This is a genomic window from Thermoanaerobacter mathranii subsp. mathranii str. A3, from assembly GCF_000092965.1.
GTDB classification, from domain to species: Bacteria; Bacillota; Thermoanaerobacteria; order Thermoanaerobacterales; family Thermoanaerobacteraceae; genus Thermoanaerobacter; species Thermoanaerobacter thermocopriae.
Genome location: NC_014209.1, coordinates 1,357,618 through 1,372,500, shown reverse-complemented (window position 1 = coordinate 1,372,500; position 14,883 = coordinate 1,357,618). Strand labels below are relative to the sequence as shown.

15 protein-coding genes, 2 rRNA genes and 1 riboswitch (1 of these 18 only partly in view) are annotated in these 14,883 nt (G+C 35.2%); of the genes, 12 read left to right on the top strand and 5 right to left on the bottom strand.

The genetic code is table 11. The annotated features are described in order from the left end of the window. Together TMATH_RS06860 and rrf are read left to right on the top strand one after the other, a co-directional pair. Nucleotides 1-798, top strand: a 23S ribosomal RNA gene (locus TMATH_RS06860); it begins 2,146 nt to the left of the window's first position. A 32-nt stretch (nt 799-830) separates the two neighbouring features. Continuing rightward, nucleotides 831-939: ribosomal RNA gene (rrf, locus tag TMATH_RS06855) — 5S ribosomal RNA — on the top strand. Between the two features lie 5 nt (nt 940-944). On the opposite strand, the gene TMATH_RS12205 is transcribed toward rrf, so the two are convergent. The 4 genes from TMATH_RS12205 to TMATH_RS06835 are packed head-to-tail and all read right to left on the bottom strand — an operon-like array spanning nt 945 to nt 3,721. Next, on the bottom strand, nt 945-1,172 hold the full coding sequence (locus TMATH_RS12205) for a hypothetical protein (RefSeq protein WP_013150403.1): 228 nt from the start codon (nt 1,170-1,172) through the stop codon (nt 945-947). Between the two features lie 16 nt (nt 1,173-1,188). After that, entirely contained in the window at nt 1,189-2,013 is an 825-nt protein-coding gene (locus TMATH_RS06845; protein WP_013150402.1) for a MetQ/NlpA family ABC transporter substrate-binding protein, read from the bottom strand. Nucleotides 2,014-2,040: 27 nt separating this feature from the next. After that, on the bottom strand, nt 2,041-2,694 hold the full coding sequence (locus TMATH_RS06840) for a methionine ABC transporter permease (RefSeq protein WP_013150401.1): 654 nt from the start codon (nt 2,692-2,694) through the stop codon (nt 2,041-2,043). Continuing rightward, nucleotides 2,687-3,721, bottom strand: a complete 1,035-nt coding sequence (locus tag TMATH_RS06835; protein ID WP_013150400.1) for a methionine ABC transporter ATP-binding protein — start codon at nt 3,719-3,721, stop codon at nt 2,687-2,689. The genes TMATH_RS06840 and TMATH_RS06835 overlap by 8 nt, the downstream gene beginning before the upstream one ends. A gap of 70 nt (nt 3,722-3,791) precedes the next feature. Further along, a riboswitch (SAM riboswitch) is annotated at nt 3,792-3,914 on the bottom strand. A gap of 362 nt (nt 3,915-4,276) precedes the next feature. Between TMATH_RS06835 and thpR the strand changes: the two genes are divergently transcribed. Further along, a complete protein-coding gene (thpR, locus tag TMATH_RS06830; RefSeq protein WP_013150399.1) occupies nt 4,277-4,825 on the top strand; it encodes an RNA 2',3'-cyclic phosphodiesterase in 549 nt (182 codons plus the stop codon). 24 nt (nt 4,826-4,849) lie between these two features. Here thpR and TMATH_RS06825 read toward each other — a convergent pair whose 3' ends face one another. Then, nucleotides 4,850-6,562: an Rqc2 family fibronectin-binding protein gene (locus TMATH_RS06825; RefSeq protein WP_013150398.1), complete on the bottom strand. Its 1,713-nt coding sequence runs from the start codon at nt 6,560-6,562 to the stop codon at nt 4,850-4,852. A 198-nt stretch (nt 6,563-6,760) separates the two neighbouring features. Here TMATH_RS06825 and TMATH_RS06820 point away from each other — a divergent pair, with 198 nt between their 5' ends. The 9 genes from TMATH_RS06820 (at nt 6,761) to priA (ending at nt 14,870) form a co-directional block, all read left to right on the top strand. After that, nucleotides 6,761-7,288: a Chromate resistance protein ChrB gene (locus tag TMATH_RS06820; RefSeq protein ID WP_013150397.1), complete on the top strand. Its 528-nt coding sequence runs from the start codon at nt 6,761-6,763 to the stop codon at nt 7,286-7,288. A gap of 15 nt (nt 7,289-7,303) precedes the next feature. After that, entirely contained in the window at nt 7,304-8,434 is a 1,131-nt protein-coding gene (locus tag TMATH_RS06815; RefSeq protein WP_013150396.1) for an MFS transporter, read from the top strand. Nucleotides 8,435-8,525: 91 nt separating this feature from the next. After that, nucleotides 8,526-9,350, top strand: a complete 825-nt coding sequence (gene dapF, locus TMATH_RS06810) for a diaminopimelate epimerase (RefSeq protein ID WP_013150395.1) — start codon at nt 8,526-8,528, stop codon at nt 9,348-9,350. Between the two features lie 45 nt (nt 9,351-9,395). Beyond that, nucleotides 9,396-10,268 carry a YicC/YloC family endoribonuclease gene (locus tag TMATH_RS06805; protein WP_013150394.1) on the top strand — a complete coding sequence of 291 codons (873 nt, stop codon included), beginning with the start codon at nt 9,396-9,398 and terminating at the stop codon, nt 10,266-10,268. 12 nt (nt 10,269-10,280) lie between these two features. Continuing rightward, the gene (gene remA / locus TMATH_RS06800) at nt 10,281-10,568 is read left to right on the top strand and encodes an extracellular matrix/biofilm regulator RemA (RefSeq protein WP_012995369.1); all 288 of its coding nucleotides are present in this window, start codon (nt 10,281-10,283) and stop codon (nt 10,566-10,568) included. Between the two features lie 9 nt (nt 10,569-10,577). Next, the gene (gmk, locus tag TMATH_RS06795) at nt 10,578-11,201 is read left to right on the top strand and encodes a guanylate kinase (RefSeq protein ID WP_012995368.1); all 624 of its coding nucleotides are present in this window, start codon (nt 10,578-10,580) and stop codon (nt 11,199-11,201) included. After that, nucleotides 11,198-11,410 (top strand): DNA-directed RNA polymerase subunit omega, encoded by a 213-nt coding sequence (gene rpoZ / locus TMATH_RS06790; protein ID WP_013150393.1) that lies wholly within the window; start codon nt 11,198-11,200, stop codon nt 11,408-11,410. Before gmk ends, rpoZ begins: the two co-directional genes overlap by 4 nt. Nucleotides 11,411-11,421: 11 nt before the next feature. After that, complete coding sequence (coaBC, locus tag TMATH_RS06785; protein WP_013150392.1) at nt 11,422-12,621, top strand: bifunctional phosphopantothenoylcysteine decarboxylase/phosphopantothenate--cysteine ligase CoaBC; 1,200 nt, start codon at nt 11,422-11,424, stop codon at nt 12,619-12,621. Between the two features lie 50 nt (nt 12,622-12,671). Beyond that, nucleotides 12,672-14,870 carry a primosomal protein N' gene (priA, locus tag TMATH_RS06780; protein ID WP_013150391.1) on the top strand — a complete coding sequence of 733 codons (2,199 nt, stop codon included), beginning with the start codon at nt 12,672-12,674 and terminating at the stop codon, nt 14,868-14,870. Nucleotides 14,871-14,883: the final 13 nt, after the last annotated feature.

Here is a 14,883-nt window from a genome sequence, read left to right as displayed (position 1 = left end):
AGTTTCTGTACAGGATAGGTGGGAGACGTAGAAGGTAGGGCGCGAGCCTTACTGGAGTCGGCGGTGGGATACCACCCTGGGACTACTGGGATTCTAACCTATAGCCGAGGAGCCGGCGTAGGGACAATGGCAGGTGGGCAGTTTGACTGGGGCGGTCGCCTCCTAAAGGGTAACGGAGGCGCCCAAAGGTTACCTCAGCGCGGACGGGAATCGCGCGGGAGAGTGCAAAGGCAGAAGGTAGCCTGACTGTGAGAGGGACACCTCGAGCAGGGACGAAAGTCGGGCTTAGTGATCCGGCGGCAGTGAGTGGGGACGCCGTCGCTCAACGGATAAAAGCTACCCCGGGGATAACAGGCTGATCTCCCCCAAGAGTCCACATCGACGGGGAGGTTTGGCACCTCGATGTCGGCTCATCGCATCCTGGGGCTGAAGTAGGTCCCAAGGGTTGGGCTGTTCGCCCATTAAAGCGGTACGTGAGCTGGGTTCAGAACGTCGTGAGACAGTTCGGTCCCTATCCGTCGCGGGCGTAGGAAACTTGAGAGGGACTGCCCCTAGTACGAGAGGACCGGGGTGGACGAACCGATGGTGTACCAGTTGTTCCGCCAGGGGCACAGCTGGGTAGCCAAGTTCGGAAGGGATAAGCGCTGAAAGCATCTAAGCGCGAAGCCCGCCTCAAGACAAGGTTTCCCACCCGTAAGGGGGTAAGACACCTCGAAGACGACGAGGTAGATAGGCCGGGGGTGTAAGAGTGGTAACACTCTTAGCTGACCGGTACTAATCAGTCGAGGACTTGACCATAAGGCTTTGTGCAGTTTTGAGGGTCTAGGATTTCCGGTGGCGATAGCGGAGGGGAAACACCCGTTTCCATTCCGAACACGGAAGTTAAGCCCTCCAGCGCCGATGGTACTGCTTTCGCGGGAGAGTAGGTCGCTGCCGGTAAAATTTTATACATATTTAAAAAGAGGTAGTCTGTTTTTAAAATGGACTATCTCTTTTCTGTTTTTATCTCTGAAATTGGTAGTCAAAATTACCAGCCGCTTTTGTTCATCGGGGCTTGAAGCGGCAAGGATTCCCACCGCTTCAAGCCCCTTTTTTCTTACAAAATCAACTCTCATTTGAGTATCTACTGGTGTACTAGCGATGACGCCGATAATTTTATCAGATCCTGACAATAGAATCATCTCCTGCTTAAAAGGCGGGTACGACAGCACCTTTATATTTTTCTTCGATGAATTTTTTAACTTCTGGAGAATTCAAGGCTTCGGCTAACTTCATAAGTTCAGGCCTTGATTCATCGCCTTTGCGGACCACCAGTACATTGACATAGGGGGAATCTGCTGATTCGATAAAGAGCGCGTCTTTGGTGGGTATAAGTCCAGCTTCCAAGGCGTAGTTGGTGTTTATTACCGCTGCATCTACATCTGACAATACCCTAGGCAAAGTGGCGGCTTCCAGCTCGGAAATCTTAATTTTTTTAGGATTTTCAACAATGTCGCTTACCGTCGCTTTGATGCCTGCATCTGGTTTCAGCTTTATCACTCCGGCTGACTGCAGTAGCAACAGAGCTCTTCCGCCGTTTGTAGCATCATTTGGTATGGCAATGGTAGCGCCTTCTTTTAATTCACTGAGATTTTTAATTTTTTGGGAATATATTCCCATAGGTTCGATATGAACTTTAGCAATGTATGTTAAATTGAGATTGTGTTCCTTTGAAAAGTCTTCAAGATAAGGAATATGCTGAAAGTAATTAGCATCTAATTCTTTTTCAGCAAGTTTTAGGTTAGGTTGTACATAATCTGTAAATTCTACAATTTCTAAATTAATTCCTTCTTTCGCAAGTATAGGTTTTACGACGTTTAAAATTTGGGCGTGGGGCACTGGAGTAGCTCCTACTTTGATGGTTATCTTTGATGTGTCCTCGGTTTGGGATTGGGATATTTGTTTTGCTCCACATCCTGAGATAAAAAGTGTTATAAGACTGAATAGTAGAACTATAGTTAAAATTTTTTTCACTTTAATTTCCTCCTTTTTAAAGATAATTTACTGGTTTCTTGACAGATGTTTTACTAACATATCTCCTAGAAATTGAATTAGTTGTACCATAGCAACTAGAATTGCTACTGTATAAAGCATAATGTCGAGCATAAATCGCTGATATCCATATCTTACTGCCAAATCTCCCAGTCCACCACCTCCTATAACACCTGCCATTGCAGAATATCCTACTAAATTTATAGTAGTTATGGTAATCCCTGCGGCTATTGAAGGTAAAGCCTCGGGGACTAGCACCTTGGTTATGATTTGAAGGGGTGAAGCACCCATAGCCTTGGCTGCTTCAATAACGCCGCGGTCTACCTCTCTCAATGCTGTTTCGGTAAGCCTTCCCATAAATGGAATGGCCGCTACCGAAAGAGGAACAATCGCTGCTGTGGTCCCTATAGCTTTCCCTACAAGCAATCGTGTAAAAGGTATAAGCACGATTAAAAGTATTACAAAAGGAACAGAGCGAAAAATATTTACAATAGTGCCTAGTATTTTATTTAAAGGTTCGTTATGCAGTATCTGACCTTTGTCAGTTACCATCAGAAGCACACCAAGTGGTACCCCGAAAATCGTTGCTATGAACGTTGATACCACTACCATGTATATAGTTTGCCACGTTCCGACCAGCAATAAGTTTATAGTTTCAGACATTTTCAATCACCTCCACATCGAGTCCCAGCTTTTTTAGATATTCCAGGGCATCATCTGTTCGATTGTTCTTTCCTCGGAGTTCAACCACGAGAGTACCGTAGGGAGTGCCCTGGATGTGGTCAATGTTTCCGTAAAGTATGTTGGTGTCAACGTCAAATTTTCTTACAATATTGGATATAATGGGCTTTGCTGTAATTTCTCCCAAAAAGCCAATTTTAACAATCTTGCCTTCCAAGTACCCGTGAGACAGATTTTTAATCCTATCTTTTAGTTCTTTAGGAATTTCTGATAAAGTTATAGATTTCAAAAAATTGCGAGCGGTTTCTGTCTGAGGTTTTTTAAATATTTCGAGAAGAGGACCCTGTTCCACCACACGGCTTTTTTCAATGACTGCCACTTTGTTACAAATTTGTTTAATGACATTCATTTCGTGAGTTATCAGCACTATGGTAATTCCCAGCTGCCTATTGATATCCTTTAAAAGGTTCAAAATAGAAAGAGTTGTTTCCGGGTCCAGTGCTGAAGTTGGTTCATCACACAGCAGAACCTTTGGATCATTTGCTAAGGCTCGTGCTATGCCTACCCGCTGTTTTTGACCGCCTGAAAGCTGAGAAGGATAGTTGTCAGACTTGTCGGAAAGCCCTACTAGCTCCAGAAGATTATCTACTTTTTTATCGATTGTCCTTTTGTCCAGGCCGGCAATTTCTAAAGGGAAAGCTACATTGCCTCTGACAGTTCTGGATGATAACAGATTAAAATGCTGGAATATCATGCCTATTTTTTTCCGCATTTCTTTTAATTCAGAGGGAGAAAGCCGAGTCATTTCAACACCATCTATTTCTATCGAGCCGGAAGTGGGCTTTTCAAGCATGTTTATGCAGCGCAGAAGAGTACTTTTACCTGCGCCGCTAAGGCCTATAATTCCAAAAATATCACCTTTTTCTATGTTGAGGTTGACATTTTCCAGCGCTTTGACATTTCCTGAACTTGAGTGGTAAATTTTTGTGAGATTTCTGATACGGATCAAAGAAAGCCCTCCTTTTCCAAAATAAAAATAAAAAACCCTCTTCTGACAGCGCGAAGAGGTTTTTGAAATCCTCTTATCTGCCAGAACTCAACGTTCTGCAGGAATTAGCACCGTGCAGCCGGAAGTATAAAACTTTCGGCCACCGGTTGCCGGGTTTCATCGGGCCAGTCCCTCCACCTGCTCTCGATAAGAGTTTTTATATTATTATTCACTTTAAACAATTTAATTAGAATATTAGCATTGTCCTGGACTTTTGTCAATAGGTCAAAAAATCATGGTGTAAGTGCAAATTTTTGTAAAAAACAAAAATCAAAGAAAGAGATTGCCTCTTATGAACGATAATCTGAATAGCATTATACTACGATTTGAATTAGATTTCAATAATGATATAATGGAAATATTTAGACATATGCCAGAAGAATAAATTGTGAAAAAGAAAGTAGCAGTAGACCATTAGGATGGACTTTTTTCTGTTTTTGTTTGTTATAATTTTAATAAGCACAACAAAAATTCCAATACAATTATTTCCAAGGAAATAGGCAAAGGAGGAGTAACATGAGGACATTTATTGGGATCGAGTTAGGTGAAAAAGCTACAGATGAATTATCGAGATTTCAGGAGGTACTGAAAAATTATACGATAAAAGGAAGATGGACTCATAAAGATAATTTCCATATAACTTTAAAGTTTTTAGGAGAAATCGAGGCGGAAAGCATAACCGAAATAGAAGATGCTGTTAAAGTTGCTGCAAAAAGTATTAACCCCTTTTATATAAAATTTGATAAAGTAGGTTTTTTTAAAGGTAATAAAGACATGAGAGTATTGTGGGTAGGTACAGAAGAAAATCCTTTTCTTAATAAATTGCATGACAATATAGATGAGGAATTGCATAAAATTGGATTTAAAAAAGATGAGAGAAAATTTACTTCCCACATTACCATTGCCAGAGATATACGTTTAAACATTGGAATAGAAGAAGTAAATAATCTTTTTGAAAAACAAAAGAAAAATGATATTTTGGTCGATACAGTTTTTTTGTATGAGAGTGTTATACAAGAAAATAGAAGAAAATATATTCCTATATTTAGTGTGCCTTTAAGATAAGAAGTAAGATGCTTAAAAAGCATCTTACTCTGGATTTACATAAAGGGTTTTTTGGTTTGTGTATATTACAAAGCCCGGTTTTGCACCAGAAGGTTTTTTTACATATTTTTTTAAGGTATAATCAACGGGTACATTTGAAGAATGTTTCGCTTTGCTATATTTAGCGGCTAATTTTGCAGCTTCTATAAGTGTTGCTTCAGGAACTGGTTTGTTATTTGTCTTGATTATGACGTGGGACCCTGGTATGTCTTTTGTATGAAGCCATATATCGTTAGGATTTGCGAATTTTAACGTTAGATAATCGTTTTGAGTGTTATTTTTTCCTATATATATGTCAAACCCGTCTGAGGATACTACATGCAATGGTTGAGAAAGAGTTTGTCGTGATATTTTTTTCTTTTGTTGCTTATGTATATACCCTTGTTCAAATAGTTCATTTTTTATTTCTTCTATTTCTGATGGCAATGTACAGTTTTCCAGGTTCACTAATTGACCCTCTAAATAAGTTATTTCCTCGAGAGTATCGGATATTTGTTTTTCTATTATTTTATTGGCATTTTTTAACTTGCTGTATTTTTTAAAGTATCTTTGGGCATTTTCTGAAGGGGAATATTTTTTGTCAATGGGTATTTCAATTTCTTCGCCAGTGTAATAGTTTATAGTTTTCAAGTTTTCCATTCCTTTTTTTAGAAGGTGCATATTTGCTGTTATAAGTTCGCCGTAAAGTCTAAAAGTGTCAGCGTTTTTTGCTTCGTTTAATTCTTGTTGAAGTTTATCTAGTTTGTTATAAAGTTTTTCTAAATTGTTGCTGATGATTTTTCTTAAATCCGAGGACCTTGCTTGCAAATTTATTATATTTGCTTTTTCACTGAAAAATTTACAAGCAGCTTGGTTTACTGTAGGGAAAAAAGTTTTTGTAATATATTGAGTCAAATCAATACAAGAAAAGTCAATTACTTCATTTTCCTGAAAAGCAATGCAAGGTTTTAAATTTAAGCTTAAAACATCTTCATATATTTTTTTTATGTTTTGATATAGATTTTCAATTTGCTCATCTTCTATTGATTCTACAAATCTGTCAGATATATTACATCTAAAAGCAACTTCTCTTGCTAAAGTGGGGCTAAATCCTTGTAAAATATCTACTAGAGTTTTTTCAATTTTTTTTGACTTGTAGTTATTAATAGCTTTTTTAAAAGAAGGTAGCGAGAGATTATTTATATTTAACTTTTCCTGCAGTGGTGGGTAGACATATTGCCTCCCAGGTAGTACTTCTCTTACTTTACTCATATCGGAATATATTCTTTTTATGCTATCTATTATCGTTTCATTAGCTTTGTCAATTAATATGATATTGCTGTGTCTTCCCATTATTTCAATAATTAGAGTTTTAATTGTTTGATTTTCTAATTCGTCTTTTGTTTCTATATCGATTTTTACTATTCTGTCAAATTCTACTTGTTTTATATCTATTATCCTGCCGCTTTGAAGAAATTTTCTCAAAAGCATGCAAAACATTGGAGGCTCAGCAGGATTTTCTTTATTTTCTTCTGTAAGATATATTCTTGGATAATTTGCATTAGCAGACAATAGCAGTTTATAGTTTTTACCTTTGTTTCGTATTATAAAGATTAATTCTTCTTTTTCTGGTTGATATATTTTATCAATTCTTCCACCAATAATTTCTTCTTTTAATTCTTTTGTTATTGCATGTAAAGTTATGCCGTCCAAAGCCATAGTTATAACCTCCAGATTTTATTGTATATAAAAAGTATACCATGAAATCGAAGGGTTTAATAGTGAAAAATTGATTGTATTGATTTTAGTTGTAACATTTGTTACAATAAAACAAAATGTAAAAATAGGAATTAAAGTTTAATTGCCATAAGTAGAAAGTTGAAAAGCAAGAGAAAGAAAGATAGAGGAGGTGGAAAGTTGAAGTGGTTGCTTTTTGTGTATAAGGTCCCAAGTGATTCGTCAACAGCTAGAGTTACTATCTGGAGAAGAATAAAAAAAATTGGTGCTTTGTATTTACAACAGTCTGTATGTATTGTGCCTTATATAGAAAGGTTTTTAAAAGAAATAGAAAAGTTAAAAGAAGAAATTAAAGGTTTTGGAGGAGATTTTAAAGCCTTTGAAGTAGTGGCCCTTGATAAAGAAATAGAGAAAGATGTGGTAAAACAATTTAATCATCAAAGGATGGAAGAATATAGTGAAATAAAGGAACAATGTGAAGAGTTTTTTAAAGAGATTGAAAAAGAGATAGCGAGAAAAAATTTTACTTTTGCAGAATTAGAAGAAAATGAAGATGAGCTGAATAAGTTATATAAGTGGTTTGAAAAAGTAGCCCAAAGAGATGTGTTTGAGTGTGAAATGAAAAAAGAGGTTAAGGATTTATTAGAAAAAGCCAGTCGAGACTTTGAATATTTTGCTTCATTGGTTTATGAAAACAATAAAGAATGATGGGAGGTATTTTGATTGTTAAATGTAATTATTTTAGGGTTGACAAGTCTTCTTACAGATATATCTACTGAAATGGTATATCCTCTGATTCCACTTTTTCTCACTTCTCAACTTGGGGCAAGCCCTACAATAGTAGGTATCATTGAAGGGTTTGCAGAAAGTTTAGCTAGTATACTTAAGGTTTTTTCAGGATACATATCTGATAAAGTAGGTAAAAGAAAGCCTTTAGCTATAGCTGGATATTCTTTTTCTACTATAGGAAAAATGTTTTTGTATTTTGCTACTTCGTGGGGATGGGTGTTTTTAGGTAGAACCAGTGACAGGTTTGGAAAAGGAATACGAACAGCTCCAAGAGATGCTTTGATTGCTGAAGCTGTAGATAAAGAAAACATTGGGAGAGCATATGGACTTCATAGGGCATTGGATACTTTAGGCGCAACGATTGGAATTGCTTTAGCGTATTATTTTTTGACTTTTTATAGAGGGGATTATAAAGCAGTTTTTATGTATTCTCTGATACCAGCTTTTTTAGGAGTTATTGTGCTGTTTTTTGCTAAGGAAAGCACAGTAAAACATGAACTTTCAAAAAAACTTTCTTTTTCTTGGAGAAGTCTTGATAGACGCCTTCAAATGTTTTTAATAGTTATTTTAATTTTTGCCTTAGGTAATTCTTCTAATCAGTTTTTGCTTTTAAGGGCGAAAAATGTGGGATTTAGCGAGTCAGATGTTATACTTTTGTATTTGGTGTACAACATAGTTTATATGATTTTTTCGTATCCTATGGGAAGGTTGTCTGATAAAATAGGGAGAAAGAAACTTCTCATTATTGGTTATTTCCTTTACGGAATAGTGTATTTGGGATTTGCTGTTTTTGGCTTTAAAAGTGCTATGTGGATATTATTTTCTGTTTACGGCTTGTACATAGCCTTGACTGAAGGGGTTGAAAAAGCTTTAGTTGCGGAAATTTCTCCATCCCATTTAAAAGCTACAGTCATAGGGCTTCATGCTACTTTTACAGGTATTGGCCTTTTACCGGCGTCTTTTATAGCGGGAATACTTTGGGATACATTGGGAGTAACTGCACCTTTTTATTTTGGCGGAATTATGGGAGTTTTGGCTGCTATTGGCCTTATGATCGTTTTATGATTGTTTTCCTCACATTTTCTTAAAATATCTAACCAAATTAGCCTTTTTTGTGTTATAATATCCTTGAAGATTAGAAAATGGAGTGATATAGGTGAAATTTACTAAAATGCATGGATTGGGGAATGACTTTATAGTAATTGAGGCTCTAGAAAATGTAGATTATAGTGAATTAGCTGCTAAACTTTGTGATAGGCATTTTGGCATAGGGGCTGATGGCCTTTTAGTTGTTGAGCCTTCAGGAATTGCAGATATTAGGATGAGAATTTTTAATGCAGATGGCAGCGAAGCAGAAATGTGCGGCAATGGTTCTAGATGTTTTGCAAAATATGTTTATGAAAGAGGGATAGTAAAAAAAGAGAAAATGGCTGTGGAAACCTTAGCTGGAGTGATTATGCCAGAAGTTTTTGTGAAAAATGGGAAAGTAGAAAGTGTAAAAGTTTACATGGGTAATCCTATTTTTGAAACTAGTAAAATACCTATAAAAACGGATAAGCAAAAATTTATTAATGAGCCGGTAAAAATAGATGGGAAAGTTTATAAATTAACTTCTATAAGAGTAGGAGTGCCTCATACTATTGTTTTTGTAGAATCCTTAGATGAAAATATGATTAAAGAGTTAGGTTCTAAAATTGAAAAGTCTTCTCTTTTCCCTCAAGGTACAAATGTGGATTTTGTAAAAGTAGAAGATAAAGAAAATATTTTTGTAAGGACTTGGGAAAGAGGTGTAGGACTTACTCTTGCCTGTGGAAGTGGTGCCTGCGCTTCTGCAGTAGCTTCAGCAGTATTAGGTAAGACGGAGCGAAATGTCAATGTTCATTTTAAAGCGGGAAAACTTTTTGTAGAATGGCTTGAGGACAACAGCATTTATTTATCTGGTAAGGTGGAAGAAGTTTTTAGGGGCGAGATAGAGCTTTAGTTTAATACAGAGAGAATTTGACTATAATAAGAAAAAGGTGATATGATGATAAAAAGCATGACTGGTTATGGAAGAGGTGAGATTAAGGAAAAAGGTTATTATATAACTGTGGAAATTAAATCTTTAAATCATAGATTCTTAGATATAAATTGCAGGATGAATAAACTTTTAAATGGGCTTGAAGAAAAAGTGAGAGAATTTGTTTCGCAGCATGTTGCGAGAGGAAGAATAGAATTAAATATTGGCTTTGAAGTGTATGAAAGAAGTATTAATGTTATAGAAATTGATGAGAATCTTTTGTCAGAATATCTTAGAGTTTTTACTGATGTAAAGACTAAATTTGAATTAGAAGGATTTATAAAGGTAAGTGATTTGGTGTATCTACCAGAAGTTATCAAAGTAAAAAATGAGGATTTGGATTTGGAAGAAATATGGGAATTATTGAAACTGCCATTGAGGGAAGCTATTAATAACCTCGTTGACATGAGAAACAAAGAAGGTATAAAATTATACGATGATGTTGTTAATAGGATAGACAAAATTTCAGAGATAGTAAAAGAGATTGAGGATTTGAGTTTTGTAGTAGTAGAAGATTATAGAAAAAGATTGGAACAGCGTATAAAAGAATTGGGGGTAGATATAGATCCTAATAGGATGGCAATGGAAATAGCAGTTATTGCTGACAAGTCATGTATTGCTGAAGAAATTACAAGGCTTAAAAGCCATATTATTCAATTTAAAGATTCTTTAGAAGAAGAAGGTCCTGTAGGTAAAAAATTAGATTTTATAGTTCAGGAAATGAATCGTGAAGCTAATACGATTGCTTCAAAGTCAATAGACTATAGAATTTCTAATAAAGTCATTAACTTGAAAAATGAAATTGAAAAAATTAGAGAACAAGTTCAAAATATTGAGTAGGGAGGAAAAAGTATGTCGATTAAATTAATAAATATTGGTTTTGGCAATATAATTTCGGCTAATAGATTGGTGGCAATAGTTAGTCCAGAATCTGCGCCTATAAAAAGAATAATTCAAGAGGCAAAAAATAGAGGTATGCTTATTGATGCTACATATGGTAGAAGAACTAGAGCTGTTATAATTACTGATAGTGACCACATAATACTTTCTGCTGTTCAACCAGAGACCGTAGCTAATCGTCTCAATTCCAACAAGGAAATATTAGAAGATGCTTTAGATGAAGAGGAAGAAGAAGAGTAGGGGGAATTTGTGTTGTCGAAAAAGAAAAAAGGGTTACTTATTGTACTTTCTGGACCTTCAGGAGCAGGAAAAGGGACTATATGCAAAGCTTTGATGGAAAAAGAGAAAGATTTAAAATTGAGTATATCTGCCACTACCCGTCCGCCAAGAAGCGGGGAAATAGAAGGAAAAAACTATTTTTTTAAAACGGAAGAGGAATTTGAGAAAATGATAGAAAATGATTCTTTTTTAGAATGGGCAAAGGTATACGACCACTACTATGGAACACCAAAGGATTTTGTATTAAAAAATTTAGATGAAGGAAATGATGTGGTGTTAGAGATAGATATTCAAGGAGCTTTAAAAATAAAAGAGAAGTTTCCAGAAGGAATATTTATTTTCATATTGCCTCCTTCAATGGAAGAATTGAAAAATAGAATTAAAAAACGTGGGACAGAGACAGAAGAAGAGATAATCAAAAGATTTAAAAGTGCGTATGAGGAATTAAATTATGTTTCCAGGTACAATTATGTAGTTATAAATGACAGTATAGAAGAAGCGGTTGAAAAAATTAGAGCTATAATTATTGCAGAAAAATGCAGAGTCGATAGAAATAAGGATTTGTACTTAGAAATCAGGGAGGGATTGACATGATTTTATATCCATCAATTGTAGATTTGATGGAAAAAATGGATAGCAAGTATACTTTGTGTTCTTTAGTTGCCAAAAGAGCAAGACAGCTTATTGCTGGTGACACTAAATTAGTAGACATAAATTCTGATAAACCTGTAACAATTGCTACAGAAGAAGTAAATAATGGACTTATTACTTATCAAAGACCGCAAAAATATGGAATAAAATAGAGGGTGTTGAAATGAATACAAGCAAAAAAAATGTAGTGTTAGGGGTTACAGGAGGTATAGCAGCTTATAAAGCTGCTGACCTTACATCTCGACTAGTAAAAAAAGACATAAATGTGGATGTCATAATGACAAAGGAAGCTACAAATTTTATAAGCCCTCTTACTTTTGAGGCTTTAACTAACAATAAAGTAGTTGTTGACATGTTTGCAGATAGGAAATATTGGGAAATTGAACATGTTTCTTTAGCAAAAAAAGCTGATGTTTTAGCAATAGTTCCTGCAACCGCAAATATTATCGCTAAAATTGCTCATGGGATTGCAGACGATATGTTAACTACTACTATTCTTGCTACAAAAAGTCCTGTATTAATTGCTCCCGCCATGAATACAAACATGTATACCAATCCTGTAACTCAAAAGAATATTAAAATTTTAAAAGAATATGGTTTTTTATTTGTGGAGCCGGGTACAGGAAGGCTTGCTTGTGGAACTTATGGTGCAGGAAGATTGGCTAATGTAGAGGAGATTGAAAAAGCTATTTTAGAGTTATTGCACAATGAGAAAAAAAGAGATTTTGAGGGGAAAAAGGTATTAGTAACAGCAGGGCCCACTCGTGAGCCTCTTGACCCTGTAAGATACATTACAAATCGCTCTTCGGGTAAAATGGGATATGAGATTGCAAAAGCTTTGGTAGAAAGAGGAGCACAAGTGATTTTAATTTCTGGGCCTACTTATATAGAATCTCCTAAAAATGTAACATTTATTCCTGTAGAAACAGCAGCAGATATGTACAATGCTGTCATGATACACCTTAATGAAGTAGACATTGTCATAGGGGCTGCGGCAGTTTCTGACTACAGACCTAAAGAGATAAAAAAAGAAAAGATAAAAAAAGATGAAGAGAAATTAACTATTGAATTGGTTAAAAATCCAGACATAATGTATGAAGTAGGACAGAAAAAAGGAAACAAGATTTTGATAGGTTTTGCCGCTGAAACTACTAATTTAGTAGAATATGCACAAAAAAAGTTAAAGGAGAAAAATATGGATTTAATAGTTGCAAATAATGTTTCTCAAGAGGGAGCAGGTTTTGAAGTAGATACTAATATAATAAAAATCATAGATAAAGATTTAAACATAAAGGAGTATCCTTTGATGACAAAAGAACAAGCTGCCCATGTGATATTAGATGAAGTAGCTAAATTATTGTAAAGCCTTTTGGCTTTTTTTATTTGGTAAATATTTAACAGGCGGAGGTTGCTATGTTTGCTGAGGTCGTTGTAGACATTAAATCTTCTAATACTGACAGGGTATATACTTATCATATTCCTGAAGGAATGAATGTAAAAATTGGGATGAGAGTATCTGTTCCTTTTAATAATAGGTATATAGAGGGTTATGTAATAAGTATTACTGACAAGGCGTCTTACTCGGTGGATAAAATAAAGGATATCTATAGGATTTTAGATAGCTACAGCATATTTGATGAAAAAATGATTGAACTGGCTAAGTGGATGAGGGATTATTATAAATGTTATTTTTCTGAAGCTCTTCAGACTATAATGCCTGTAGGGATAAAGCAAGGGGAAAAGAAGGTAAAGGTTGTGAAAATAAATATTGATGAGATACCTTTCCAACTTTCTAAAAGAGCGCCAAAGCAATACGAGATTTTACAATATTTAAAAAATAGAAGTCCTATTAGGCTTTCTGAGCTTGTCAAAGTCCTGAATATAGATTATTCAGTTATAAAAAATTTACAAAATAAAGGGTATATAAAGGTTTATGAGGAGGAAGTTTTGAGATTTAATATAAAAGATATTGAAAGGACTAAACCTTTATCTTTGACAGAGGAACAAAAAAGAGCTGTAGAAGAAGTTAAAAAATCTATCTTGACAGGTACTTTTGATAAATATTTGCTTTTTGGAGTTACGGGAAGTGGCAAAACTGAAGTTTATCTTCAATTGATAGATGAAGCTATAAAAATAGGCAAAAGCGCTATAGTTTTAGTACCAGAAATCTCATTGACGCCTCAGACAATTGAAAGGTTTGTAAGCCGATTTGGCAATAGGGTAGCTGTAATACACAGTGGCCTTTCACCGGGAGAACGTTTTGATGAATGGCGAAAAGTAAAAAATGGTTTAGTGGACGTAGTAGTTGGTGTGAGAAATGCAGTTTTTGCTCCTTTTAATAATCTTGGCCTTATTATAATTGACGAGGAGCATGAGACTACCTATAAACAATCAGACTTAAGACCCAAATATAATGCTAAAGAAGTGGCAGAGAAGCGGTGTGAAATACAAAAAGCAGTTCTGGTTATGGCAAGTGCTACTCCTTCTTTAGAGACCTATTATAAAGCTAATAAAGGAGAATATAAACTTATAAGGCTTACAAAAAGGATTAATGTTTCTATGCCGAAGATAGAAGTTGTCAATATGAGTGAGGAATTGGCAAGTGGAAATACTTCAATATTTAGTCGTAAATTATTTTCCTATATAAAAGAAAATCTTAAAAGGAGAGAGCAAACTATTCTTTTTTTAAACAGAAGAGGATATTCTTCATTTGTTTCCTGCAGAGATTGTGGCTATGTGCCTAAATGTCCCAATTGTGATATTTCTTTAACTTATCATTTTGAGGATAAAAAATTAGTTTGTCATTATTGCGGTTATGAAGAGCCTATGAAAGATACTTGTCCTAAATGTGGGAGTAAAAGAATTAGGTATTTAGGTATAGGGACTGAAAGGGTAGAAAACGATATAAAAAAATTTTTTCCTAATGCAAGAGTTTTGAGGATGGATGTAGATACTACAAGGAAAAAAGGTTCTCATGAGAAAATTTTTTATGATTTTAGAAATGGTAAGGCAGATATTTTAATCGGTACGCAAATGATATCTAAAGGCTTTGACATTCCAAATGTTACATTGGTGGGAGTAATACTTGCAGATATAACTTTAAATCTTCCTGATTTTAGGTCCAGTGAAAGGACTTTTCAGCTGCTTACTCAAGTAGCTGGAAGGGCAGGAAGAGGTGAAAAGCCTGGGAGGGTTGTTATACAGACTTATGAAGAAGACCACTACAGCATAATTGCTGCAAAACAGCAAAATTATGGAAAGTTTTACAACGAAGAAATTAAATACAGAGAAATATTTAAATATCCTCCTTTTTCACATCTGATGAATGTAGTGATATCAGGAGAAAAGGATGAAGAGGTTAAAAATATGGCCGCAAATGCTTATTTAACTTGTCAAAAACTTATTAACAAACTTCAAAATAAGAGTTATAATAAAATACTAGGACCTGCTCCTGCTCCTATAAGTAAGATAAACAATAGATATAGATGGCAGGTCATTTTAAAAAGTGAAGATAGAAGTATTTTGGCGGAAATAGCAGAAGAAATCCAGAAGATGAAATATCCTAAAGATATAAGAATATCAATAGACATTGACCCTTTGAATATAATGTAAATTTAAGGAGGTA